Origin of the sequence: Stieleria bergensis (assembly GCA_007745635.1) — a bacterium.
Classification (GTDB): Bacteria; Planctomycetota; Planctomycetia; order Pirellulales; family Pirellulaceae; genus Stieleria; species Stieleria bergensis.
Window position 1 is genome coordinate 3119531 of sequence record CP036272.1, and the last position, 25832, is coordinate 3145362.

17 protein-coding genes are annotated in these 25832 nt (G+C 55.7%); 7 read left to right on the top strand and 10 right to left on the bottom strand.

All coding sequences use genetic code 11. The features are described 5' to 3' along the window. Positions 1–238 precede the first annotated feature (238 nt). From sdhB to SV7mr_RS10760, 3 genes are all read right to left on the bottom strand, one after another. Positions 239–1090 carry a succinate dehydrogenase iron-sulfur subunit gene (gene sdhB / locus SV7mr_RS10750; RefSeq protein WP_145271840.1) on the bottom strand — a complete coding sequence of 284 codons (852 nt, stop codon included), beginning with the start codon at positions 1088–1090 and terminating at the stop codon, positions 239–241. A gap of 73 nt (positions 1091–1163) precedes the next feature. Then, positions 1164–3149, bottom strand: a complete 1986-nt coding sequence (sdhA, locus tag SV7mr_RS10755; protein WP_145271842.1) for a succinate dehydrogenase flavoprotein subunit — start codon at positions 3147–3149, stop codon at positions 1164–1166. A 108-nt stretch (positions 3150–3257) separates the two neighbouring features. Continuing rightward, the gene (locus SV7mr_RS10760; protein WP_145271844.1) at positions 3258–4109 is read right to left on the bottom strand and encodes a succinate dehydrogenase cytochrome b558 subunit; all 852 of its coding nucleotides are present in this window, start codon (positions 4107–4109) and stop codon (positions 3258–3260) included. Positions 4110–4319: 210 nt separating this feature from the next. Between SV7mr_RS10760 and SV7mr_RS10765 the strand changes: the two genes are divergently transcribed. Further along, the gene (locus SV7mr_RS10765; RefSeq protein WP_145278310.1) at positions 4320–5789 is read left to right on the top strand and encodes a GntP family permease; all 1470 of its coding nucleotides are present in this window, start codon (positions 4320–4322) and stop codon (positions 5787–5789) included. Positions 5790–6288: 499 nt separating this feature from the next. Here the strand turns inward: SV7mr_RS10765 and SV7mr_RS10770 are convergent, their stop codons facing one another. From SV7mr_RS10770 to SV7mr_RS10785, 4 genes are all read right to left on the bottom strand, one after another. Further along, positions 6289–7260, bottom strand: coding sequence for a hypothetical protein (locus tag SV7mr_RS10770; RefSeq protein WP_145271846.1), 972 nt, complete (start codon positions 7258–7260; stop codon positions 6289–6291). A 319-nt stretch (positions 7261–7579) separates the two neighbouring features. Next, entirely contained in the window at positions 7580–8362 is a 783-nt protein-coding gene (locus SV7mr_RS10775; protein ID WP_419188385.1) for an SMC-Scp complex subunit ScpB, read from the bottom strand. Positions 8363–8463: 101 nt separating this feature from the next. Then, the gene (locus SV7mr_RS10780) at positions 8464–8754 is read right to left on the bottom strand and encodes a hypothetical protein (RefSeq protein WP_419188386.1); all 291 of its coding nucleotides are present in this window, start codon (positions 8752–8754) and stop codon (positions 8464–8466) included. Positions 8755–8772: 18 nt separating this feature from the next. After that, on the bottom strand, positions 8773–10227 hold the full coding sequence (locus SV7mr_RS10785; protein WP_145271851.1) for a nucleoside permease: 1455 nt from the start codon (positions 10225–10227) through the stop codon (positions 8773–8775). A 491-nt stretch (positions 10228–10718) separates the two neighbouring features. Between SV7mr_RS10785 and carB the strand changes: the two genes are divergently transcribed. From carB to SV7mr_RS10800, 3 genes are all read left to right on the top strand, one after another. Next, positions 10719–13955 (top strand): carbamoyl-phosphate synthase large subunit, encoded by a 3237-nt coding sequence (gene carB, locus SV7mr_RS10790; RefSeq protein WP_145271853.1) that lies wholly within the window; start codon positions 10719–10721, stop codon positions 13953–13955. A 208-nt stretch (positions 13956–14163) separates the two neighbouring features. After that, positions 14164–15576, top strand: coding sequence for a sigma-54-dependent transcriptional regulator (locus tag SV7mr_RS10795; protein ID WP_145271856.1), 1413 nt, complete (start codon positions 14164–14166; stop codon positions 15574–15576). A 427-nt stretch (positions 15577–16003) separates the two neighbouring features. Beyond that, on the top strand, positions 16004–16948 hold the full coding sequence (locus SV7mr_RS10800; RefSeq protein WP_145271858.1) for an IS110 family RNA-guided transposase: 945 nt from the start codon (positions 16004–16006) through the stop codon (positions 16946–16948). Positions 16949–17704: 756 nt separating this feature from the next. Here the strand turns inward: SV7mr_RS10800 and SV7mr_RS10805 are convergent. Next, positions 17705–19195 (bottom strand): Gfo/Idh/MocA family protein, encoded by a 1491-nt coding sequence (locus tag SV7mr_RS10805; RefSeq protein WP_145271860.1) that lies wholly within the window; start codon positions 19193–19195, stop codon positions 17705–17707. A gap of 379 nt (positions 19196–19574) precedes the next feature. On the opposite strand from SV7mr_RS10805, the gene SV7mr_RS10810 reads away from it, so the two are divergent. Beyond that, on the top strand, positions 19575–20534 hold the full coding sequence (locus tag SV7mr_RS10810) for a hypothetical protein (protein ID WP_145271862.1): 960 nt from the start codon (positions 19575–19577) through the stop codon (positions 20532–20534). A 295-nt stretch (positions 20535–20829) separates the two neighbouring features. Then, positions 20830–21939 carry a glycosyltransferase family 4 protein gene (locus tag SV7mr_RS10815; RefSeq protein WP_419188387.1) on the top strand — a complete coding sequence of 370 codons (1110 nt, stop codon included), beginning with the start codon at positions 20830–20832 and terminating at the stop codon, positions 21937–21939. Positions 21940–22159: 220 nt separating this feature from the next. On the opposite strand, the gene SV7mr_RS10820 is transcribed toward SV7mr_RS10815, so the two are convergent. Next, entirely contained in the window at positions 22160–22735 is a 576-nt protein-coding gene (locus SV7mr_RS10820; protein WP_145271864.1) for a hypothetical protein, read from the bottom strand. A gap of 392 nt (positions 22736–23127) precedes the next feature. Here SV7mr_RS10820 and SV7mr_RS10825 point away from each other — a divergent pair, with 392 nt between their 5' ends. Next, on the top strand, positions 23128–24033 hold the full coding sequence (locus SV7mr_RS10825) for a sugar phosphate isomerase/epimerase family protein (protein WP_145271866.1): 906 nt from the start codon (positions 23128–23130) through the stop codon (positions 24031–24033). Between the two features lie 22 nt (positions 24034–24055). On the opposite strand, the gene rimO is transcribed toward SV7mr_RS10825, so the two are convergent. Beyond that, positions 24056–25480, bottom strand: coding sequence for a 30S ribosomal protein S12 methylthiotransferase RimO (gene rimO, locus SV7mr_RS10830; protein WP_145271869.1), 1425 nt, complete (start codon positions 25478–25480; stop codon positions 24056–24058). Between the last annotated feature and the right edge of the window lie 352 nt (positions 25481–25832).

The following is a 25832-nucleotide window of genomic DNA, read 5'->3' on the forward strand; positions in this document are numbered from 1 at the left end:
AGGCTCGACTCTCCCGCAAGCGGGAGAGTTTTGTCATCACAGGGAAATCGGCGGTTCTGTCCCAAGAATACCCTCCCGCTTGCGGGCGAGTCTTTTTGGGGGCAGTGGTGCTTACATCACTGCTTGGAAGATCTTCGATTCTCGTGGTGCGGAGGCGGACAAGCCACGTGATTGAGGCCCAACTGTGCGATGCTATCTCATTGATGTGTGCAAGCACGGCACCCGACGAACGCAGGTCTTACTTATCGAACCACTTTTTGATCATGTGGACGGTCGCCGCTCTGCCGGCGCGTCCGATTGACGTGGTCAATGGGATCTCTTTCGGGCACACCGAAACGCAGTTCTGGGCGTTGCCACACATTTGAATGCCGCCGGTGTCCGTCAACGCGTCCATTCGCTCGTCCGCGATGGCTTTGCCGGTCGGGTGATTGTTAAACAGCATTGCCTGAGAGATCGCGTGCGGGCCGACAAAGGCTTCGTCGAACGCTTCGTTCTGACGCTTCAAGAAGTCTTCGTCGGACTCGTTGGGCATCCGCTCGAGTTCGATCTTTTGATACTGTGGACATGAGTCGACACAGCAGCCACAGCTCATGCATTGGCTCAGCGGGTAATTTTGCTCTTGGGTGGCCTGGGACTGGCGCTCGCCCGAGCCCATGTTGTAGTAGCTATCGACGGGGACCCAAGCTTTGACCTTTTCCAAGCCGCGGAACAGGCGTTGACGATCGACCATCAGGTCACGAACGACGGGGAACTTATTCATCGGTTCGAGAACAAGTTCATCGGGGTTGTCTTCTAGCAATCGATCGACCAAAGCGCTACAGCTTTGACGAACGCGGCCGTTGATCACCATGGTGCAAGAGCCGCAAACTTCTTCCAAACAACCGCAGTCCCAGGTGACCGGAGCGACCTTTTGGCCATCGCTGGTTTTTGCTTGCGCCGCGATCCGTTGCAGGACGGAGATAACGTTTAGCTCGTGTTCATACGGGATCTTGAACAGCTGCCAGTACGGTTCTTTTCCAGGGCCGTCTTGGCGGCGGACACGGACATTGATGAACTCAGGGCGTTTTGCTGCGGAATCAAGGGCAATCATTCGTCGGCCTTTGAAGGTTCAAATAACGGGTTGATTCGGTGGGTGAAGGAGAGGTTGTCGCTGGACAGTGGGATCAGGTGGCAGCCAAGGTGTCGTCCTTGTCTTTCTTTTCACCGGATCGTTCTTTCCAGACTTGTTCGATGTCTTCTGCACCGACCAAGCCATAGAGTCGTGGTCGCGGTGGGACCAGGCTGGTGTCAACGTCTTCGTAAGTCAAGTCAGGCTGCATGCTGTTGGCGTCGTAGGACGCGATCGTACTTTTGAGGTACTTCTCATTGTTCTCGGCAAAGGTGTCACACCATGCTTCGGCTTGCTTGCGGCGTTCGGCGGGGTCTTCGGCGGTGAGCGATGGACGTTGGAAGTCTGGCTTGAAGTGAGCGCCTCGGCATTCGTCGCGATTCAGGGCACCTTTCAGGATACACTTGGCAATCGGGAACATGTCTTGGACGGACTTGGCGAAGATCACGTTTTGATTGGACCAGCCACCACTATCGGCCAAGTTGACCTTCATGATTCGCTCGTGCAGTTCGTCGACTTTGCCGATCGATTCTTTCAGCTGATCATTGCGTCGTACGACGGTGGCGGCTCGCGTCATGATGTCACCCAGTTCCTGGTGGATCAGGTACGGGTTTTCGTCGCTGCCTGGGTTGCCCGTTAGCAGATTGTCGTGGCGCTCTTGCTGTTTGGAGACGGCTCCGGAAAGCAGCGAGGCCTCGACGTCCGCATATCCACCGGATTGGTTGCTGATGTAGTTTTGGATGGATGGCCCGGTAAATAAACCGGTAAAGATGCAAGAGAGTAACGAGTTTGCTCCCAAGCGGTTTGCTCCGTGATAGTGATAATCACATTCACCGATGGCGTAGAGGCCTTCGATGTTGGTCATGTGGTTGCGAGGGGCACCGGATTGCAGGCCACCTTCGCTGCTGCGAACGTAGTCGGCCCACAGACCGCCCATGCTGTAGTGAACGGCAGGGAAGATCCGCATGGGTTCTTCGCGTGGGTCGACGCCCTGGAACTTTTCGTAGATTTCCAGAATGCCGCCAAGCTTTCGATCCAATTCCGCTTTGGGGATGTGCGTGAGGTCGAGGTACACGCACATGCGTTCGGAGTCGACACTAAGCCCATCGTTGACGCAGATGTCAAAGATCTCGCGTGTGGCGATGTCGCGGGGGACCAAGTTCCCGTACTCGGGGTAACGGTCTTCTAGGAAGTAATAGCGTTCACCGGTTGGAATGTTGTCCGGTTCGCGAGAGTCGTGGGGTTTTCGAGGAACCCAGACTCGGCCGCCTTCGCCACGAGCCGATTCGCTCATCAAACGCAGTTTATCACTGCCGGGGATTGCGGTGGGATGTACTTGAATAAATTCGGCGTTACCGTACTTTGCACCTGCTTGAAAGCATCGACTGGCGGCACTGCCGTTGCAGAAGACGCTCATCGTGCTGCGACCGTAAACCAAGCCACAACCACCGGTGGCAACGACCACAGCATCGGCGGGGAAGGCACGGATCTCCATCGACACCAAGTCTTGTGCCACAGCACCACGGCAGCGACCAGTTTCGTCTTGGATCGGACCCAAGAAGTCCCAGAATTCGAACTTGCGAACGTTGCCCAGGGCTTCCTGACGGCGGACCTGTTCGTCCAGGCCGTACAGCAATTGTTGACCGGTGGTCGCTCCGGCAAACGCAGTTCGTTTGTACAGTGTGCCACCAAAGCGTCGGCGGTCGATGAATCCTTCGCCGGTTCGGTTAAACGGCACGCCCAGGCGATCCATCAGGTCGATGACCTTAGGCGCCCAGTACGCCATCTCTTTGACAGGCGGTTGGTGATTCAAGAAGTCACCGCCGTACACGGTGTCATCCAAGTGCTTCCACTCGCTGTCACCAAGTTGACGGGTTTGATCGTTGCAGCTATTGATGCCACCCTGTGCACAAACGCTGTGAGAACGTTTGACAGGTGTCAGGCTAAGTAGGTCGACTTGAACGCCAAGTTCGGCCAGTTTCATCGTAGAGGACAAACCGGCAAGACCGCCACCGATGACGACAACACGCTGTTTAGACATGATTCAATTGACTTGAGTAACTTGAAGTGGTTGTGTTCTTGAAAGTTGGCGTAGGCCGCTCTGTTGAAGTCAACCGTGTCAAACGGCCGAGACCAACACGACTTCGGCTTAGTCTTCGTCCGATTCGTTCTCTTGACCGTCTTCAACGACGGGTTCGGAGCGTTTCTCTGGATTCGCATCGACAAAGCCCGCTTCGACCGCTGCTTCATACATTCGGTTTTCTGCTTCGCGATACTTTTCGACTTGTTCAGCATTTGGGCTGATCGCGGCGAACCAAGCTGACAGCGAGACGATGGTCAACAGAATGCCGATTGCACCGCAGACCTTTGACGCTCGTTTCTGTCCTTCGGGCGAGACCCACAAGCCCCAAGTGATGCCTGCGGTCCATAGTCCGTTGGCAAAGTGGTACACGCAGGACAGCACTCCGACCAAGTAGATGATCGGCCAAACGATGCCCCACGCTTGCATCGCGATGACGAGCGAGCTACCCGCGTTATAAGGAGCGAACTGGCCGAACCCGGCGCCGCGGATCATTCCCAACCACCAGTCGGCGTGAAACCAACCGTGCAGGTGCAGAATGTGCAGGAACAGGTAAATCAGGGCTGCAAAACCGGTCCAGCGTTGCACGGTGTAACGCCGGTTGGACGTGAACTGATACTGGCTGCTATTGGACTTTCCAGATTTGGCAATCCAAATCCCCAGGCCAGCGTGGAAGATCAGCGGCAAGAAAATCAGAGTCCACTCGATCAGCGGCAGTAACTTGCCGGGACTATGAATGATGAAGACCGATCTCTGGAATGTTTCCGCACCGTTCAGCAAGCCGGCATTGGTTGCCAGGTGAACGCACATGTACAGGCCAAGAGGCACGATCCCGGTCAGAGAGTGAAAACGCCGGATGGCGAATTCATGCTTGAGCAGGAACGATGATTGGGTCGATGAATCTGGGCTGGTGTCGGACACGTTTCTAAGGGACCGATGGTCTGGAGGGTGGATCGCGGCGAAGGGAACGGCGAGAAAGTCTGTGCGGATGCACGTCTTGCTCTCGCTGATCATAACCCTTCGGCATCAAAATCTGTTAAGTTCCATCTTCAATTTAGACTTCGTTTCGCTGTACGACTAGATCAGTGAACGTTTACCTCGTGGATTCTGTCGATTGGAACCGCTGTCGTGATGGATATATGGTGGATTGTAGCCGGGGCGTTTGTCGTTGTATTAGTTTGCATTCTATTATTCCGTCTTCATGCTTTTCTCACACTGCTATTAGCCGGATTTCTCGTTGGCGGGTTAACGGGCACTGACGCCCTAAGCGATTACGGTGCGAAGCAGGTTTCCAAGGGAGATTGGACAACCCAGCAAGCCGAACAACTTGTCGATCGGTCCGCAATTTCACGGTTAACGATGGAATTCGGGACCAGTGCCGGAAAGATCGGCGTGCTGATCGCACTGGCCAGCGTGATCGGCGGCTGTTTGGCTGAATCCGGTGCCGCGACTGCGACAGTACAGCGCATCTTAAAACGGGTCGGTCCCAAGCGCGCTCCCGAAGCAATCGCGATCAGTTCGTTCGTGATTGCCATCCCGGTGTTCTTTGACACCGTCTTTTATTTGATGCTTCCATTGGTGCGGTCGATGTACCGTGCGATCGGAAAAAACTATGTGCTGCTGATTTTGGCGGTCTTGGCTGGGGGTTCGATTGCCCACTCGCTAGTCCCGCCGACACCTGGGCCGCTGCAAGTCGCAGAGACGTTGCAAATCGATATCGGAGAAATGCTGATCGCGGGCCTGGTGATCGGTTCGATCAGCAGTTTCTTTTCCTTGGCGGCCGCCAAGCTGATCAATCGCACCTTCCCGGTGCCCATGCGAGATGACGACGGTCCAGAAAACCGGGACGGGGAAGACGTCGATGCCGACCGGCCAGGCATCGCAGAACTCGCCGAGTCGTTGGAGACCAAGAACCAACCCGGGCTTTGGGAGTCCATCCTGCCGATCGTGGTCCCGGTGCTGCTGATCACCTGCGGCAGCGTGATCAAGTACCTGTTGAAGGCCAAGATCGTTGAATCCGCTTGGTGGACGGACCTGTTGCTACAGCTGGGGGACAAGAATCTTGCGATTGCCATTGGAGTGCTGATTGCATTCCCCTTGACGCGTTATATCGCCAAAGAGCAGCGAGCCACGTTGGTCTCTAGAAACCTCGCTTCAGCGGGAAACATCATTCTGATCACGTCCGCGGGCGGAGCGTTCGGAGTCATGCTGCGGCAAGCGGGCATCGCCAGCGCCGTGGCTGATCTAGTGCATGCCGACGCCGGGCTGGTCCTGTTGCCGCTGGCGTTTGTCGTCACTGCAGCGATTCGGACGCTGCAGGGCTCAGCGACCGTTGCCATGATGACGTCTGCTGGCGTTCTGCAAGGTTTGGTGGCTCCAGAGTCACTGCCCTTTCATCCTGTTTATCTTGCCATGGCCATCGGTGCGGGCAGCAAGCCCATTTCTTGGATGACCGACAGTGCGTTCTGGATCATCACCGGCATGACCGGGATGACGGAAGCAGAGGGTTTGAAAACCATTTCCGTGATGAGCATCGCGCTGGGGTTCTCGGCGCTGTTTGTGACCACGGTTTTGGCTTGGCTGCTGCCATTGGCGGGTTAGTCGTCCCGTCTCAATCCCAGCTTAGGTGGACATGCGTACCGCGATGGCTGCCAGCATGATTGCGAAGACCACGATCCAGATGGGGCGTTGATGTTGTGCCAAGAGTTCGTCCTGTGAAGCGATGGGGCATTGGGGCTGATGAATCCAGGGAGGACTCAAAGACCACCCCGAAGCATTTGTCACCTCAAACGGTGCAGCTAATGTGCCAAGAGACGGCGGAACCGATCAGATCAGCGAGATTCATTGAGCTGATCGCTGCAACATAGGAGAAACGGTCATCGCGGCAACCGTTTCGTTCAAAGGCCGCCTGCCAAAAGCAGCAAAAGAAGTTCGGCGAGGTCGTCGTTGTTGCGTTTGAGCAACATCGCTGTTGAGTCAACGCATCATTGACTCAGAAGAAGCAGCGTCTGGCCCGGCCGTTGATGTGGTTCAGGCGGACCGTTGGCTGGCGCCAAAACCGCTTTTAAAGCGGCGGCTGGCGCCAGAAACGCGATTGGACCTAAATCTGGTCCGTTGCGGTCGTGCTTTGCGGTGCCGGCGGAGGGAGCAGTTCAGGCAGATCCTTGAACTCAGGCAAATGATCGCCGTCGACTTCCGTTGGCTGAATCGGACTGACGGTCGTTTGCCGCAGTTGATTCACATTGGATCGCAGCAGCTGATGTGTTTGCCTGAACCCAGGTGTGGAAACCAAGTCCTGCATGTCAGCATCATTGGCAATCGCATCGTAGTGGGCCAGCAGTTCGCTGAGCGCTTCGTTGTCGTTGTCATGAATCAAGCGGTGGATCTCATCAGGCTTAAGAAAATCCATCCACAGTTGGCGGTCGGCGCGTTTCTGTAGGGCCTGAGTGAACTCGCCTGTCGCTTGCAAATTGACATGTTGATTGCGTCGCCCGGGCATCGTCTTGGAGACATACGGGTTGTCCAATCGGTCAGTCAGTGGCTGGTGCATTGGCTGTGGAACAGGTGATGGCGTTGAGCCGATCGACGGTGCGGAGTCATAGCTGTGCGGGGGCGTCGAACTGTGGCGATGCAGATTCGCCGATCCATGGTGGTGCTGATTCGTCGAACGTTGGCCATAGCCATAACGCCACTGGTCGTTGCGCCGTGGTTGAACGGAAACGTGCTTGCGTCCCGGATACGCGCTATCGTAACGATAGCGTTCTCGGAAGTACGGGTCGTCCAAGAGGCTGGGGGCACGAAAGCGGCCGCTGATCATCGGATCGTAAACGTAGTTATCAAAGCGGTAGGGATCGAAATCGTAAGGCCCGGGGTAGTTGCGTCCTGGGTAGCTAAACACACCGATGCTGGCTGGCCCAGTGATGGTGGGATAGGGAGTGCGATAGCGATTGGGAATGTTCGCTGGCGGCGCCTTGTCTCGCTTGCGAAGCCAATTGAACTTGAACAGTTGCGCATCAGCTGGCGCGGCGTAGCCGATGCTGATGAGCATCAAGAGTGCGAGTAGACGTTTCATGTCCGTATTCCCCATGGATCGGTGTAAGCGATCAGGCGTGATGGTTCTAGCGTGGTCGTTCAGACGTTGGTCAGGCAAGGGAGGATCGCGAGTGGCCCGCGACACGTTGGATCAATGCCAACGGTCCTTTGGGAGACGTTTCTAGCGTCTGGTTTGCCATCGCAGCGAATCGATTCCAGTGCAGCCAACAGATTGGTGCAATCAAGCTTGCGCTCACGCTTGGCATCCGCCGGAAAATTACCCGGAATCGCTACAGTTTGCCGATCAAGGACGCGCTGCAGGCTGGGCATGTGCTACGGAGTGAATTTTCAAAAAAAGATTAAACTGGCCCTTCGTCGACCATCGGCAGGTCTTCCAGACTCTCCAGGTGAAACAATGCCAGGAAGCGTTCGGTGGGAGAATAATGAGCGACCCGCTTTCCACTCTTCTCAGCTGGCTTGCGTTCGATCTCCAGCAGTCGGCGTCGCACCAGCTGATTGAGCAGCGCACCGCAGTCGCGTCCCCGCTGGTCTTGGACCGTTTGGGCCGTGATGCCAGGCTGGTAGGCAACCAACGCCAACACCTCGATCGCGGCCTGCGTCAGTCTGGCCTCGCGAACTTTTCCCAGGAACGAGCTGCGGATCTCTTCCACCTGCGGCGCGATGGTCAATCGAAACCCTTCGTCTTGTTCAACGATGCGAAAAGCCTGTTCGGCATCCTTGTAGGTCTGGTTCAGATCTTTGATCAGTGCAACCACCTCGTCTGCACTGACATCACGCATCAGCCCGGCCAGTTTCTTTGCGGTGAAGCATTCGTTCTCTGGATGGCCGATAAACAGAGCCGCTTCGATGATTCCTGCTGGATGGACCTGTTCGGACTCGGTGGTGGGCGGCACTTCTTCAGCGGCCGCGTCCTCCTCGGTGGCTTCGTAGGATTCGGGCTCATCGGTGCTGGGTTCAGCAAACGATTCAGGATCATGAGCAGCGGCGGCGCGAGCATAGGCCGCGCCGAGATCGTCTAGCGAGATCGACTCCACGCCGTCCTCGTCGTCGATATTTTCTTCCCAGTCGCCTTCTTCCCACGGGTCATCGCCCCACTCTTCTTCGCTGTCGTCCTGACTCATGAGATTGGTTGGCTCCATTAAACAGGCAGGGCGGTGCCAGCAGGGCGGTGACGGGACGCTGAAAACGATGACCAATCCGCACGAGCGGCTCGATGGCCGAGTTATCGTTGACCGCTGACCCACTGAACGAACTTGCTGATCTCGGGGTGAGCCAGCAGGAGGTCCAGTGTGTTGAAGTGTCGGCCAAGATCTTTCTCACGCGGTACCACGCGATGGATACAAAGGTGACAATCATGGCAGACGTCGATGGTCGAGTTCATTTCGTCTCGCGTGAAACGTTTCTTGAACCAGCGATTCTTATGGCACGTCCGTGGGATCAGATGGTGGCGAGTGTTCCCGCGCCGCGTGACGCGTCCGCACATCACGCAGGGTTGGGAGCTTTCGTTCAACATGAACCCGTCGTGGCGTGATCAGCTCGATGCGTACGGATTGTCTGGGTTCAGTTCAATCATATCGTCTGAGTCCGCCGTTTCAGGGGCATCCTCGGAATCGTCATCGGCTACTGCGGTCGGTGATTTGTCCCAGAACAGTAGGACGAACAAGATCAGAACCACAGCAGCGAAACCGGCTGGTTTGAGCCACAATGGTTGCCACTCGATCGCTGCCAAAGCAGCATGGCGAGCGTCGCTGCGGGATGCGTTCAGTGTCTCCAGTTGTGTTTCCAAAGCTGACAACTTGGTGCTGTCGGTCTCTTCGCTGATCTGTTCGTTGAGGTCCTTGATGGAGTCATCGAGTTTTTGGACGATCTCGTTCTTGTCGATTGCGTCCTGTGTGGTGTGCTGTGTTTCAACTTGGCCAGCAGCCTGAGCACCGATCATCATCCCCAATCCAAGCGTCAGCATGACCAGCAAGCCTTGGGCTTGAGCGCGAATCTTTTTCGGTGCCTTTTGGTCCGTGTAAATCTGACCGGTGACAAAGAAGAAGTCATAACAGATTCCGTGTACCACGACACCCAGGAAGATCATCCACTTGATCTCCGTTGGTGCACCAAAGGCGAACAGCAGGTATCGCAGGACCCATGTCAACATGCCGACAGCAAGCATCCATTTAACGCCCAGGCGGACGAAGAACAGTGGCATCACCAGCATGAAGAAGATTTCGGAAACCTGCCCCATCGACATGGTTGCTCCGATTGGCATGCCACCGAGTTCAACGACGCGGGCCGCAATCTGGTAATAGAATGCCAGCGGAATACAGATCAACATCGATGCCAGAACGAACACCAAGTAAGACGGGTTCTTTAGCAGCGACAGAGCATTCAGGCCAAAGAGTTCGCTAATGCGGACCGGTTCACCAGCGCCAACCGGTGGCGTTGAGGGCAAGACAAAACTGAACAGACCCAACGCGATCGCAGCACCGCCAGCCATGTAGAACATGCCGACGTTGGTTTCAATCTTGGCAAACGTTAGGGCAAAACCAGCGGCGATCCAACCGATGGTGCCCAGCACACGAATCCCCGGGAACTGCCGTTCCGGATCCGTCATGTGCTTCATGGCAATCGTGTTGGTCAGCGCGAGTGTCGGATAATACGTTAACATGTAGCCGAGGAAGAATCCCCAGTTCAGTACGCCTGGTGACGGTGTATTGCCCTGCATCAGTTGTGCGGCAATCAGCATGATGGCCCCACCAAGTAAGTGCAGGATGGCAAGGACTTTTTGTGCCGAGAAAAAGCGGTCGGCAATCAAGCCAACAAACAGAGGGGTCACTAAGCCGGCGATGGGGCCCACCGAATAGGTGTTGCCAATATCGGTCGGTTTAAAGCCAATGGTTCCCAGATAACCAGGTGCGGTGACGTACCAAGCCCCCCAGACAAAGAACTGGAGGAACATCATGATGGAGAGGCGAACGCGTACCGAGGTGTCCATGGCGGAGTCTGCTTGAAATCGAATCGTGGAGGGAAAATCGTCGGTTGTGAATTTCTACGGTGCACATCTTCTTGCTTTCTTTGCACTGAATCAACATTGCCAACAAAGAAAATCCAAAATCTGTACTAAAACTGCAGGCACAATTGGCGGATCATCCCCACAAGTCATCAAGTCGCAGCCATTTAATGGCAGCCAGGGGGATGCCCGGCGACAGCAGGTGCCGGCCGCCGTCGGTTGAGGCCGCCTGGCAGGCAGCGCTTCGCCACCACGCGCTTGCGGCGGTTAGGTTGGCGGTTTACTGCTTGTTTGATGACGGTCTGCACGGATTCGTGAACCCCAAATCCAGCCGCCTAGGCAGTCCTTCCGGGCCAATGCGGAAAAAATCGGTCGAACAGAGGGGATTTTCCGGTTCTGTCTCCTACGCAAACCGGTAGTTGATTTGCTATCCTTCCGCAAATTTGCTTGAGGTTCCGCCTTCACTGGAAAACGACGTGCCACGACGCGACGATATTAAAAAAATTCTGATCATTGGTAGCGGTCCGATCGTTATCGGGCAAGCGTGTGAATTCGACTATTCAGGCACTCAGGCCTGCAAAGCGCTTCGTGAAGAAGGCTATGAAGTCGTGCTGGTTAACAGCAATCCCGCTACCATCATGACCGACCCCGCCACGGCTGATTCGACTTACATTGAACCGCTGACCTGGCAAATGGTCGAAAAAGTCATCGCCAAAGAACGCCCCTGTGCGTTGCTGCCAACGCTTGGTGGGCAGACTGGCTTGAATGTGGCCATGGACTTGGATGCCAATGGCGTGCTGGAAAAGTACGGCGTTGAAATGATCGCCGCCAACGCGAAAGTGATCGCCAAAGCCGAAGAACGTGATCAGTTCAAACTGGCGATGGAAAAGATCGGCTTGGACGTTTGCCTCGGCCACGTCGTGCACACGATGGAAGAAGCTCGTGAAGCACTGGCGGATGTCGGGTTGCCGGCAGTGGTCCGTCCCAGTTTTACGATGGGCGGCAGCGGCAGCGCAATCGCGTACAACAAAGACGACTTCGAAGTGCTCTGCAAGAGCGGGCTCGATCAGTCCCCCGTGACCGAAGTCCTTGTCGAAGAATCGATCATCGGCTGGAAAGAATACGAAATGGAAGTGATGCGAGATGCTGACGACAATGTTGTCATCATCTGCGCGATCGAAAACTTCGACCCGATGGGCGTGCACACCGGCGACTCGATGACCGTCGCGCCCGCTCAAACCCTGTCCGACAAAGAATACCAGCGGATGCGCGATGCCTCGCTGGCTGTGATTCGAGAGATCGGTGTGGAAACCGGTGGCAGCAACATTCAGTTTGCCATCAATCCCGCTGACGGTCGTATGATCGTGATCGAGATGAACCCGCGAGTGAGTCGCTCAAGCGCTCTGGCCAGTAAAGCGACCGGCTTTCCAATCGCCAAGATCGCCGCCAAGCTTGCAGTGGGGTACAAGCTTTGGGAATTGCCCAACGATATCACTCAGAAAACCAAGGCCTGCTTCGAACCGACGATCGACTATGTTGTCACCAAGGTGCCTCGCTTTGCCTTTGAAAAGTTCCCAGAAGCCGATGCAACGTTGACGACACAGATGAAAAGTGTCGGGGAAACCATGGCCATTGGCCGGACATTCCGCGAGTCGCTGCAGAAAGCCATGCGTGGTTTGGAAGTCGGTGCGTTCGGCCTGGGGAGTGACTCCAAGGACCTTTGGGGAACCGACGAACAGCCTGATGAAGATGCCGTGCGTGCCAAGCTTGGGACGCCCAACGCAGAACGGATCTTTTACTTGCGCTACGCCTTGAAGATGGGCATGAGCATCGAACAGATCCACAATATCACCCACATTGACCCCTGGTTCCTCGATCACCTGTTGCAGATCATCGAACTGGAAAACGAAACACGGCAGCTGGGAGCCCTGGAGAAGATCGATTTCGATCAGATGTTGCGTCTCAAACGCGATGGCTTCTCCGATCGACAAATCGCCACCATGGTGCAGTCGACCGAATCCAAGGTTCGCTCGTATCGACTTGAGCAGGGGGTCCGTCCTGTCTTCAAGAGCGTCGATACCTGTGCCGCAGAGTTCGAAGCCTACACGCCGTATTACTACAGCACTTACGAATCCGAGTCGGAACTGCCTGCCAAAGGCGACCAAAAGCGTGTTGTGATTCTCGGCGGTGGCCCCAACCGAATCGGTCAGGGGATCGAATTTGACTATTGCTGTTGCCACGCCAGTTTTGCACTGCGAGAGATCGGTTACGAATCGATCATGGTCAACAGTAACCCCGAAACCGTCAGTACCGATTACGACACCTCGGATATTCTGTTCTTCGAACCACTGACCATCGAAGACGTGCTGAACATCTGCGACGCCACCAATCCTGACGGTGTGATTGTGCAGTTCGGTGGTCAGACTCCATTGAACCTCGCCCGCGGTCTGAAAGAGGCCGGTGTGCCGATCATCGGTACTAGCGTGGATACGATCGAAGCCGCTGAGGACCGGGAGCGGTTCCAGGCCTTGATCGAAGAACTGGAATTGCGCCAGCCACCAAGCGGCATCGCTCGCAACATGGAAGAGGCACGCCGAGAGGTCGAACGCATCGGCTACCCAGCCCTCGTGCGTCCAAGTTTTGTCCTCGGTGGACGAGCCATGGAGATCTGCTACGACAAGGTGCAATTTGAACGCTATGTCGCCGAAGCCTTCATCGTTGCCGATGGCCAGCCAGTCCTGATCGACCACTTTCTCGAAGGCGCTACCGAAGTCGATGTCGACGCCGTCAGTGATGGCACTGATGTTGTGATCATGGGAATCATGGAACACATCGAAGAAGCCGGTGTGCACAGTGGTGACTCCGCCTGTGCTATTCCAGCGTTCTCGATTGCCAGCGAAGTGCTTGACGAGCTGCGCGTGGCAACGGAAAAGCTCGCCCGTGCATTGAACGTCATTGGACTGATGAACATTCAGTTCGCGATCAAAGTCGAAGACAACGTGCCGACCGTCTACGTTCTGGAAGTCAACCCCCGTGCCAGCCGGACTGTCCCCTTTGTTGCCAAGGCCACCGGGACCCCCGTGGCGAACATTGCCACCAAAGTCATGGTTGGCCAGTCGTTGCAGCAATTGGGTGTCACCGAGGAACCCAAGCCGCGTCACGTGTCAATCAAAGAGAGCGTGTTCCCGTTCCGCAAGTTTGCCGGCGTCGACATCGTGCTGGGACCAGAGATGCGTAGCACCGGCGAAGTCATGGGCATCAGCGAAACGTTCCCGCTGGCGTTTGCGAAAAGCCAAATCGCCGCCGGTGTGACGCTACCAACGCAAGGCAATATCTTTTTGTCGCTTAGCTCGCGACACAAGGATTCCGCCGCTCAGTTGGGGAAAGACTTGACCGCGTTAGGTTTTAATCTGCTGGCGACCCCTGGTACTGCCGCGCGATTGCAGGAAGAAGGCATCGAAGTCACCGCGATCAAGAAGCTTTCCGAGGGACATCCAAACCTGATCGATTACCTGAAGAACGAAGACGTTGAATTGATCATGAACACGCCCAACGGGAAAGGGGCGCGGACCGACGAAGGTAAAATTCGTGCCGCCGCCGTTCAGCAAGGCGTCCCCTGTATCACCACCGTCGCTGCCGCTGGGGCAGCGGTGCGAGCCATGCAGGCCCTGCGTGATGATGTCTTGCAGGTCGAACCGTTGCAAGATCGCTGATCCACCGCCACAGCATTCGTAGGGTGCCGTGCTTGCACGCACCAATGCCCCAGAAACCATACGATTGCACGCACCAACACCCGACTGCGGAGTGCCTGAACCGCTGACAACGTGCTACACTTCTGTGAAACCTTCGTTTTTAGAATTGAAATGGAATCAGCGGTGCCCTGCCGCTGCTACCTGCGTCAGAGGAACTTAGAGCACCAACATGGATTTTGATCCCAGTTCGTTTCGCCTGTTGGTTGTTGATAACGAAGCCGCCCACGCTCGGGCGATGATGGAGAGCCTAGAGAAAGTCGGTTACCGGTGCACCGTCGCCACCAGTGGGCCAGAGGCTGCGACCCTGATCGCTCGTGACACCTACGACATCGTAATCACCGACATGGTGATGAACGATGTTGATGGCATGAAGGTGCTGGGGCTGGCCAGAAAACACCTGCCTGATGCGGAAGTGGTCATGGTGACCGGCCATGCCACCGTGCCGATCGCTGTCGAAGCGATGCAGAAGGGTGCATTCAACTTCTTGGAAAAGCCGATCACGCCCAATCGCTTGCGGGCGATTGTTGAAAAGGCTGCTGGAGCGGTTGATCTGCGGCGGCAGAACACGGAGTTGATGTCGCGGCTGGACAAGCAATACGGCTTTGAGAGCATCATCTATTCCAGCAAGGAGATGCAGGAGGTCATTGATCGCTTGCGACGCATTGCAGCCACGGATGCCACCGTGCTGATCACGGGCGAAAACGGCACCGGAAAGGAAGTGGTTGCTCAGGCGATTCATCAGAATAGTCCCCGCCGGAATAAGCCCATTGTGGCGATCAATACCGGGGCGATCGCAGAGAATCTGGTGGAGAGTGAACTCTTCGGTCACGTCCGAGGATCGTTCACCGGCGCCGATGCCGATCGTGTTGGCGCTTTTGAATACGCCAACGGTGGAACGCTGTTCTTGGATGAAGTCGGTGACATGCCGCTGAGCACGCAAATCAAATTGCTGCGTGTGTTGGAAGAGAATAAAATCACCCGCGTCGGCGACAACAAAGCGATCAATGTGAATGTTCGCTTGGTTTCAGCGACCAATCGCCCGTTGGAGGACATGGTCGAGGCGGGCACGTTCCGCAGCGATTTGTATTTCCGTTTGAAAGTCGTGACGGTCGGCTTGCCTCCGTTGCGAGAACGGCCCGAGGATGTGATTCCATTGATGGATCACTTTCGGAAGATGTTTCTGCGGCGACATGACAAGCCCTCGGCGAACTTTTCGCCTGCGGTGCGCAAGCGGTTCTCTGCCTATCAATGGCCGGGGAATGTTCGCGAGCTGCGAAACTTCGTTGAGATGATGGTGGTCCTGGACACCGATAGCGTGCTCGATATCGATGACTTGCCACCGGAGTTGGCCGAGGCGGACGATGCACTGCCACAGGAAGTGCCCGAGAAACTTGACTTCGACGCTTCGATCTCAAACGAATTGATCGGTCAAAAGTTGAGCGTCATCGAGCGTTGGGCGATTGAGAAAACGCTGGAGATGACCAACGACAATCGCGAAGAGGCCGCTAAGATTCTCGGGATTGGTGCGCGAACGCTGTACCGGCGCCTCGATCAGTACAAGAAAGACGAAGAAGACGCGTAGCAACTGCGCCACCATCCGGAGCCTGTCGCTCTGTGACAGCGGCACGCACCAATGTGCGGAAAAGGATTGGGGCAACGAGTCAGAACGCCGTGTGTCCCTTGGCCGGTTCGGCAGAGACGTTTTTTGGTGCGTGCAAGCACGGCAGGCTACGTTTTTTGGCTTTCGTCACGCCCTTTAGCAAAACCCTTGTATGTTACATTCTAGTGGTGTTTCGTTGGACACTACAGATGCAGTTGCTTTAGCCTCTGAGCGTAGCGAAGAGGCTAAAGCAACTGCGGCCGACGGCAGATCGTTGACCCTCGAGTGCTGCAACGCAGACACTGTGCGGGAGCCGGATCGTCGTCGGCCTTTGGTAAATAGCCCGTACAGCCGCCTGAGCCGAGACAAGCTCTCGAGCTCGCATTTGCAAGGAAGGGATACATCCAAGATGAGTTTTCAACACTTTATCGGAATCGATGTCTCAAAAGCCAAGCTTGATCTCGCGTTTGATGAACAAGCCACGACAACTGTCGTTCCCAATGATCCAAAGGGAATTGATGAGCTAGTGGATTTGTTGCCAGAAGCGAAGTCTTGCCTGATCGTAATTGAGGCCACTGGCAACTACGAACGTCCACTCGCTGTGCGACTTGTTGAAGCCGGCCATGTTGTCTCTGTGGTCAATCCAAGACAAGTGAGAGACTTTGCCAAAGCGATTGGACAATTGGCAAAGACTGACAAGATCGACGCACGCATCATCGCACTGTTTGGGAAATTGACGAGGCCCCGAGCCGTCGCCAAAACCAAGCAATTGCAGGGTGAATTGGATCAGCTTGTGACTCGAAGAAGACAGTTGATCGGCACCAGAACTGCCGAGAAGAACCGACAGGGACAAGCCGTGTCCGGAGCGGTTCGCAAGAGCATTCAGCGCGTTCTCGATGCAATCAACAACGACATCAAAATGATTGATCGTGAGATCCAAAAGCTTGTGCAGTCTGATGATGACTGGAAGCATCGCGCCGAATTACTTGGGACGATGCCTGGTATCGGCGATGTGACATCAGCAACGATCATTGCAGAGTTACCAGAGCTTGGCGACCTGAACCGACGGGAAATCGCCTCGCTCGTTGGACTAGCACCGTTCAACCGGGACAGCGGGCAGATGCGAGGCAAGCGTTCGATTTTTGGAGGCCGTGGATCAGTGCGATCGGCGCTCTACATGGCCGCACTGAGTGCTCGCCGATACAACCCAGCGATCGCAGCCTTCTCCAAGAGACTGACCGAACAAGGCAAGCCTCCAAAGGTCGTTATTGCCGCATGCATGCGCAAAATCCTCATCACACTCAACACAATGGTCAAAACAAATACAACATGGGAAAATCCACAAAACGCTTGACATCTAACACAGCCGCTCCCGCTTGCGGGAGCGGTTTCGTTGTGGCTGCTTGCGGTTGGCGTTGCCAACCACTTCACCCTCACCTCGCTTAGGCTCGACTCTCCCGCAAGCGGGAGAGTGCAGTCAACGGTTGCTTCAGCAAACCCCTCCTGCTTGAGCGAGGGTCGGCCGGTTTGCGGTGGTAGCGCGCTGGTGAGTGTGCTGAGTTGCAAGGCGGTGGCAATGGTTGTTTCAATGGCCGGCCGGGAGCGGTTTCGTTGTGGCTGCTTGCAGTTGGCGTTGCCAACCGCTTCACCCTCACCTCGCTTAGGCTCGACTCTCCCGCAAGCGGGAGAGTTCAGTCAACGAATGGTCAACGGTTTCGTTGTGGCTGCTTGCAGTTGGCGTTGCCAACCACTTTACCCTCACCTCGCTCAGGCTCGACTCTCCCGCAAGCGGGAGAGTGCAGTCAACGAATGGTCAACGGTTTCGTTGTGGCTGGCTGGCGGTTGGCGTTGCCAACCACTTCACCCTCACCTCGCCTAGGCTCGACTCTCCCGCAAGCGGGAGAGTTCAGTCAACGAATGGTCAACGGTTTCGTTGTGGCTGCTTGCGGTTGGCGTTGCCAACCGCTTTACCCTCACCTCGCTTAGGCTCGACTCTCCCGCAAGCGGGAGAGTGCAGTTTTTTTGGTGCGTGCAAGCACGGCATCCCGCGTGGGCTTTGCCGCGGTGCACAAGCATCCGGGCCGATCGTTGCTGCCGGTAAGCTGAGGGCTTACACGTCGCTTGGCATGGGAACTTTGTAGTCCGGGTTGTTGGGATCCTTCAGCAACTTGTTGGCTTGATCAGCCAGGGCGCCGGTGAAACGCTCTGTCTTGGCATCAAACTCAAGGGCCGGGCCGAGTACGTACTTGGCATCACTCTTGGTCAGTCCCACGCCGTCGGCCAAGATGCTGTGGAGTTTGCCAAAGTGCTCTTGAGCATCGGCGTTGCCGCCAAACTCGCTGGCGTTCTTACTGAATTCAACTTCTTTGCCCAGGCGATATGAGTTGTTCATCATGTGCCCCAAGACGCATCCGTAATGCGCGTCCAACGCATTGCCGTTGGCCATGTTGGGGTCACCGGCGCGAACCGCAGCAATGAAGGATTTCCAGTTGCCGCCAGGTGTGATGTCACCGGATTCTAGTTTGAGCGGTTCTGGCTGGGAAGCGCCTGGACGCAGGATCTTATAGTTGCCTTCACCGGTGATCACACTGCCGTCTTCCAGGTAGTACTCGTTGTACACTTGGTGCTTGTAGCCTTTGTAATTGACGTTGCGCACATTGAAGAAGACCATTTGGCCGTTGGGGTACTCGGCCATTGCAAACATGCTGTTTGGCGTTTCACCTTGGTCACCCCATTGCATTCGACCTCCGATTGCCATCGCTCGTGTCGGGTGGGTCTGATCATCATCGATGGCCCAGCGAGCAACGTCCAACTGGTGGGTCCCTTGATTGTTCAAGTCGCCATTGCCTGATGGCCAGAACCAGTGCCAATTGTAGGGAACATAGTTAGCATGGTACTGAGGAATCACAGCTGGCCCTTTCCAGTGATCCCAGTTCAGATCGGCAGGCGGATCAGTCAGGGGCTTTTGGCCGATGCCGTTGCGCGGTTTGCAGCAATAGCCGTAGGCGATTTTCAATCGAGGCAGCTTTCCAGTTTTCAGAGCTTGGTGCAGGCCTGCAATACCAGCGTTACTACGCCGCTGGGTGCCGTGCTGAATGACGACACCGTATTTCTTTTGAGCTTCGACAACCGAGCGGCCTTCGGTGATATCGTGGCTCATGGGTTTTTCGACATACACGTGCTTGCCAGCCTGGGCTCCCCAGATGGTTAGCAACGAGTGCCAGTGGTTTGGGGTGGCAATCGAAATGGCGTCCAATGACTTGTCGTCAAGCGCTTTTCGCAAGTCATCCAGGCCCACGGTGGTCAGCTTTGGATCACGCTTGCTAAGGCTGTTCATGGTCCGCTCGAGCACCTTGCTCGCGGGATCGACAACGTAGGCAAGTTCGACATTGGGTGAACCTCGCCAGCCACTAATGTGTGATTGGCCACGGCCATTGAGGCCTGCCACGGCAATGCGAACGCGATCATTGGCACCAGCGATCTGCCCACTGGCTTTGGTGCCCATGATGATCAGGCTACCGCCGGCGAGGAATCCACCCGCCTTGGTCGTGGTCTTTAAGAAGTCACGTCGGTTGTTTTGCTTGGTTCGTTGGTTTGTCATGTTGAAACGGTGGGGAATCAAAGGAGGGTAAACGGTGATCAAGCACCTGCAGGTGTTCGATGGCTGTTGGTGACACAACCATCCGCTGGTGACCGAGAACAGACAATCGTAACAGGTCTGGCCACAGTTTTCCGGATTGGCAGGCGGATTGGCTCTCTGGAGCCAAAAAAACACCCGTTTTGGGCCGATTTGTTGGCACGCTGTCGCGGTGCGATGATGATCGTTCAGACTGTCCATCGCTCCGCCGAGGCTGAAAGACTTCAATCTGCACAAAGCTGGTTTGGATGGCCAAATTCTGGAGATAGAGTTGAACAGGAGCGGTGGGCGCGTTTGGCCCGACGCTGGTTTTCCTCCATCGGTTACTGCAATCTGGCGGGTCATGATGAGAACACTGCAAAACGTGATTGCCTTGCAGGCTTTTTCGCCCGCGATGCCAAACGGCTGGCGGTTGTGCCTAGCTGGTTTGCTGCTGCTGATCAGTTTGCCAAGCGATGTCGAAGCACAGCATGGAACACGGTTGCGTTCACCGGGTTCCAGGGGACGACCGAACAACGTCCGGTACAATCAGGGGCGGCATGGTGGTGGCCGACCGGTGCAATTGCCAGCCTATCCTGGCGGAGGGAACTGGTCTCCAGATTGGGGCAACGGTGTAAATTACCCCGGCTACTATGATCCGATGATGTGGGCTTACGGATGGGATCAAGGCAACTCCTACGAAGGCCTGCCGACCAGCAGTGTGCGTGTGCATACCCCAGGTTTTTCCCTGAACGTCAATGGCAGCAGTCAGTTGCCACCACGCACGCCGTTAGAACGAGTGCCTTATCAGCCTTGGGCAAACAACCCGCCGATTGGCAATGACGCTTGGCTGCAGCCGGCACAGAGATCGGCACAGAGTTCGGCGCCCGCACCTGCGAATCGTCTGCCCCCAGCCAACGCGTCGCGGCCATCGATTCCCGATCTGACTCCGTCCCACAATCCGGAGCACTTAAGTTCATCGCCGAGCGATTTGGATCGCTTGCCCAGAAGCACGCGTGATTCGTCGTACAACTTTGACGGCCAGGCCCTGGAAGCTTCAACGCGGTTGCTAGAACTGTCTTTGCGCCATCGCGATCCAAGCGGCAAATGGAGGCTGTACCTCAGGCTTGATGCGGTGATCGAATCCGCGATGACACGGGACATCGATGGCGACGTGAATCTGGCTTTAGAGCGATTCGAAACCATCATGAGTGAACCCAGCTGGAAATCGGTACAAGACGTCGGCGGTTTTAGGCAGACGCTGAATCTGCTCCGTCAATGGACTGGCAAATACCCACAGAATCCGCCGGCAGCGATTGAATAGCTGGATGAGCTCTGGGCATCGTTTGATGCTGATCTGGTCGCCGCTGCGATCGCCCAGGCGGTGAACGCCCAGGCGGTGAACGCCCAGGCGGTGCACGACGCGAGCACTCAATGTCCTATCGTGTCGTTTCACGCCGCTTATCCAGTGCGTCCGACATGCGGTGGGTGCTTGCAAGTTTGGGGAGTTCAGTTAAGGTAAAACCGTCGATCCAGTCATCATCGCCGAGCCCACGTTGGCGCGGATCGCGACGGAACCCTGGCTCTCTCTTGTCCCCGCGATTTCCCAAAGGCGTCCCTTGAATATCACCTGTGTGATCCATTCGCTGCACGGTGGTGGAGCGGAGCGCGTGATGGCGGGCTTGGCTAGCCGGCTTGCAGATCGGGGACATCAGGTTTCTTTGCTGACCTTCCAAGACGGGGACGATCAATACCCTGTTGCTGATGCGGTCCAACGCCTGCGGTTACCACAGGCAACGGGCAGCTCTCTTCCAGTGCTGGGGCGCATCCAGGCACTTCGCCGTCGTTGGCGAGCGTTGGGGCAGCAAATCGTTGCCAGCCGACCTGATGTGGTCTTGTCGTTTTGTGATCGCAACAATGTTGATGTGCTGATTGCCTTGAGCGAAAAGGGGCGCCAACGAACAAAAGTGCCAGTGGTCGTTTGCGAACGCAGCGATCCAAGCCAGCAGTCGGCTGGACGGTGGCGACAAATTGCCCGGCGACGTTTGTACCCCAAAGCGGCTACCGTGGTGGCGCTGACAAAGACGGCTGCAAGCTATCTGTCAACTTTTAGTGGGAACGTCGTCGTGATTCCTTCGGCAGTCGATTCACCACTGGTTTTATCTAATCGCGATCAGGCGGGCCAACAACGCAGCATCGTGGCCGCTGGAAGGCTTGAACCAGAGAAAGGTTTCGATCGATTGATCAGGGCGTTTGCCCTCGGATTGGGATCAAATCAGGACTGGAAGTTGATCATTTATGGCCAAGGAAGCCAGATGGATACGCTCAGGGAACTGGCGAAACAATTCAGTGTTGACAAACGAGTCACCTTCCCAGGCTGGGTGTCCCCCTTGGCACCGGCACTGGCTGAGGCAACGATATTTTGTCTATCGAGTCGCTATGAAGGCTTTCCATCGGTGGTGATGGAAGCGATGTCGATGGGCGTGCCGACAATCAGTGTGGATTGCGAAAGCGGCCCGCGCGAGATCATCACGCAGGGTGTGGACGGCTGGTTGGTTGAGCCAACGGAAGCCGCATTGGCCGCCGGCCTGAAGCATCTTGTGGCGGACAAGCCGCTGCGCGAAAGTCTGGGCCAGCAGGGAAGAAAGATCGCCGAGCGACTCGGTTGGTCAGCAATGGTTGATCAATATGAGTCGATGTTGAAAACCTGCAGCCACGACTCCGCTTAAGTGCTGTGTTGGCTTCGATTGACGAAGTGATCGCAAGCTGTGGATGCAGAATCAGGATCGGCACGGTTCAGTGAGCTGTTCGCCAGTTTCGTGAATCACTTGGGAGCCAATCACTTGGGAGCCAATCACTTGGGGTTGGGCGCGTGCAAGCACTGCGTGCGACCGCGAACTGGGCTACTCAAGTGACGGTCACTGAATGTCCTCATGCCAGCCGTAGCGACTACATCCAGCCGTAGAAACGCTGCTGCATTTTGCTGGACTTGACTGTGTCGATCACGTTGCCATCATCGTCTTCGACATCGACGACGCGGTGGGTGTACTTGCTGCCAGCGAGTTCGTCATTGTACATGGCACCGAGTGGGCCCTTGTAGCCCAGCACGCAACTGGCCTTCACGCCTCGCTTCCATAGCTCTTTGGCTAACAGTTTTGCAAACGGCGGGTTACCCAGTGCGCTATAACAAACATCGCAGGCAATGGTTCCAAGGTAATGTTTCTTGAGTCCCAATTGAAACATCAGGTCCACGACATCAGAATAGCTCCGATCGGCGCCCCCGGTGCCGTGGTCTGCGGCGATGGTGGGGTCACCGATCGCACCATGACCGGCGATCATGATTCGAGTCGTGGTTCCAAAACCCACCTTCGCTAACGGTTTGCCAGGGCTATCGAGATAGACGATTTTCCACTTTCGTTTGTGATGACTGAGTCCTCGGTCTGCGTCGCTATCCTCGTACTCTTGTTTGAATGCACCGGCCTGGGCTTCGTCCCAGGGAATGAAAGCAGTTCGACTGGTGGACATGGTTGTTCTTTATGAATGGAGGGATAAGGGGTTCTCGCATGACTCGAGCCATGGGAACACCATTGAGCCGGACGAGTGAAAATTATAGCGTTCTTGGAGAGAGGTGTTCGCTGATAGCACCATGGAGTCGAATTTTTTTCGGTTTGTTCACGACGCAAACATTGCGATCCACCCAGACATTGCCAGCCCGCCCAGACATTGCCAGCTCGCCAGATGTTGGCTCGATTTAGCTGCATTGCGGCCGGCGTCTTTGGATCGGCGGTGGCTGGGCGGCGATGGATTTCACCGTTGGGAATTGCTTGCAAACGCTGATGCATGCAAAAGGTGCGTACTGTTTCAGTTAGACTATTGACTCCACTCCACTCCTCTTCACTCTTGCATTGTTAGAGCTCATGAAACGTCGACACTTTCTTTCCGGTTTGTCTGCCGCGACTTTGGCAACAACCGCAATGGGAACCACGCCCCTTGCCCGTGCCGCCGAGACGAACGCGGCCCCTTGGCTGAAACTTTCGCTCCAGCAGTACTCCTTTCGTTCGATGCTAACCGGCAAGAACCCGTCGCTGACGACCCTGGATTATCCTCAATTCGCGGTCGAAAAGTGCGGCATCAAAGCCCTGGAATACTTTAACGGGTTCTTTGAGGATAAGAGCGGTGAGACAGCGTTCTTTCAACAGGTTCGTCAGCGCTGCGATGATCTGGGCGTCGAGAACCAGTTGATGCTGTGCCGCAATAAGCGAGGGATTGATGATGCCGACGCGGGCACTCGAGCAGCTGCGGCGAAGGATTACATTCCTTGGCTGGAAGCCGCTAAAACGCTGGGCTGTCATTCGATTCGCGTTGATTGCCGCAGTCAAGGCGATGCCGACGAAGTGCTCAAGCAAGCCGTCGATGGTTTGAATCAGCTATGCGAGATTGCCAAGTCCTACCAGCTAGACATTATCATCGAAAACCACGGCAATCATTCCAGCAATGGTGCTTGGTTGGCACGGCTGATGAAGACCGCCAACATCGACAACCTTGGCACCCTGCCTGATTTTGGTAACTTTAGAGACTACGATCGCTACCAAGGTGTCAAAGAGACTTTGCCGTGGGCGCGAGCGGTCTGTGCCAAAATCCATGCCTTTACTGAAGACGGCCAGGCCAAACACACTGACTTTGCCAAAATGATTGGGATCATCAAAGACAGTGGATTCAAGGGTTACATCGGGATTGAATACGAAGGCCAAAACCCAACGCCGCTGGATGGGGTGCTGATGGCCAAACGCTTGATTGAACAAGTGCTGGCGGCGACCAGTTAGTCGCCGCTGGCAGGATTCAGCATCACTCGGCAGACAACGGGGCGGCGACTAAATCGTAGCCCTGTGAGGTGACGACTTCGCAGGTCAAGATTTGACCTGCGGCGGGCGTTTGATCGTCGCCAAAGCCACTGACATAGACGACCCCGTCAATCTCTGGTGCTTGGAACTTTGTGCGTCCGATCCAAACTCCTTCTTGTCCTTCCAAAGGCATGTCCAGGATCACGTCTTGCTCGGTTCCGATCAATGACTGGTTCCAACGAAAGGCAATCTCCTGCTGGACGGACATCAGCCGAGCTTTACGTTCCTCGGCGATCTCATTGGGCACTCGGTTGGGCAGTTTGGCTGCTGGAGTGTCTGGTTCGACCGAGTAGGTGAACACGCCCAAGTGTTCGAAGTGCATGTTCGCCGTGAAGTCGACGAGTTGCTCGAAATCTTCATCGGTTTCGCCAGGAAAGCCCGCGATCATCGTGGTGCGAACGACCAGCGAATCAATGCGTTGACGCAGTTTGCTGACAATCTCTTCTTGGCTCTGACGATTCGTCTTACGAGACATTCGTTTCAACATCCCATCGCTGGCATGTTGCAATGGCATGTCGATGTACGGCAAGATCCGTTTGGCGCCTGCGAGTACATCGATCAACTTGTCGTCAATGTACATCGGATAGAAGTACATCAAGCGTATCCAATCGATCGTTTCGATCTTGTCCAGTTCGATCAAGAGGTCCGCCAGACGCGGTTCGCCGTAGAGATCCTTGCCATAGTAGGTTGTGTCCTGGGCAACGATGACGACTTCACGGACACCACTCTCGCCGAGTCGCTTGGCTTCCTCGATCACTTGTTCGATCGGTTTGCTGTAATGCTTGCCGCGCATCTTGGGGATGGCGCAGAAAGTACAGAGTCGATCACAGCCTTCACTGATCTTCAAATAAGCAAAGTGACGTGGCGTGACCGCACTGCGAACGCCATCCGATAGCGGTCGAATGGGCGCGGGACGAAAGACTTGCTGTTGCTCTTGGATTCCACTCTGTAAACGGTTGGCAACATCAACAATGTCGTTGCGTCCAAAGACGCCAACCATCGCATCGATGTCCGGTCGGTCTTTCAACAGTTCGCCCTGTTGTCGTTCCGCCAAACAACCGGTGACGACGACGCCATTAAGCTTGCCTTCGCGTTTCAGTTGCAGCATCTCGTCGATCGCGCCCATCGATTCTTGGCGTGCCGAATCGATGAAGCCACAGGTGTTGACGACAACGAAGTCCGCTTGGTCGACGTCAGCGACCATCTGGTAGCCGTCTTCATCCAGTCGACCGAGCATCTGCTCGGTGTCAACGAGGTTCTTGGGACAGCCCAACGAGACAACGGCATAACTGCCGCGAGCGTCGTCGGAAAGCTGGTCGCTGGCAGGACGCGGCGAGCCGGAATCTTGATTGACAATCGGGAGGTCCATGGATGTCAGTCTCAACAGGGGAATCGCAGTGGCGGGACTTGGTTCGACGAACAGTGATCGGGCTGCATTTTTGCCTCAATAGCATGATGTACCAAGGGGCAGCCTGCCAAGGTCCCAATTCCTCGTTCAGACGGATATCAACCGCGATGCCTGCTACATTAGGTACAAGATTCATCGGCAAACCGCTCGCTCGCCCCAGAACGTGGGGCCAGCGGTAAAATCCGACACGCTCTGGGAATCTGTTCGGAATCCGCTGTCCAACCCGGTGGGGTGGATTGTGGGCGAAAATGCCAGCCCGTCAGACCTCCCGGCGATTCGCTTTTAACCTCGTTGCACGGCCACGGCGGCTGGG

Coding starts and splice junctions, on each gene's coding strand:
- sdhB (WP_145271840.1), bottom strand. CDS start 1,090: ATGATTGCCCTTGATTCCGCAGCAAAACGCCCTGAGTTCATCAATGTC.
- sdhA (WP_145271842.1), bottom strand. CDS start 3,149: ATGTCTAAACAGCGTGTTGTCGTCATCGGTGGCGGTCTTGCCGGTTTG.
- SV7mr_RS10765 (WP_145278310.1), top strand. CDS start 4,320: ATGGATATATGGTGGATTGTAGCCGGGGCGTTTGTCGTTGTATTAGTT.
- SV7mr_RS10770 (WP_145271846.1), bottom strand. CDS start 7,260: ATGAAACGTCTACTCGCACTCTTGATGCTCATCAGCATCGGCTACGCC.
- SV7mr_RS10775 (WP_419188385.1), bottom strand. CDS start 8,362: ATGAGTCAGGACGACAGCGAAGAAGAGTGGGGCGATGACCCGTGGGAA.
- SV7mr_RS10780 (WP_419188386.1), bottom strand. CDS start 8,754: ATGTTGAACGAAAGCTCCCAACCCTGCGTGATGTGCGGACGCGTCACG.
- SV7mr_RS10785 (WP_145271851.1), bottom strand. CDS start 10,227: ATGGACACCTCGGTACGCGTTCGCCTCTCCATCATGATGTTCCTCCAG.
- SV7mr_RS10795 (WP_145271856.1), top strand. CDS start 14,164: ATGGATTTTGATCCCAGTTCGTTTCGCCTGTTGGTTGTTGATAACGAA.
- SV7mr_RS10800 (WP_145271858.1), top strand. CDS start 16,004: ATGAGTTTTCAACACTTTATCGGAATCGATGTCTCAAAAGCCAAGCTT.
- SV7mr_RS10805 (WP_145271860.1), bottom strand. CDS start 19,195: ATGACAAACCAACGAACCAAGCAAAACAACCGACGTGACTTCTTAAAG.
- SV7mr_RS10810 (WP_145271862.1), top strand. CDS start 19,575: ATGATGAGAACACTGCAAAACGTGATTGCCTTGCAGGCTTTTTCGCCC.
- SV7mr_RS10820 (WP_145271864.1), bottom strand. CDS start 22,735: ATGTCCACCAGTCGAACTGCTTTCATTCCCTGGGACGAAGCCCAGGCC.
- SV7mr_RS10825 (WP_145271866.1), top strand. CDS start 23,128: ATGAAACGTCGACACTTTCTTTCCGGTTTGTCTGCCGCGACTTTGGCA.
- rimO (WP_145271869.1), bottom strand. CDS start 25,480: ATGGACCTCCCGATTGTCAATCAAGATTCCGGCTCGCCGCGTCCTGCC.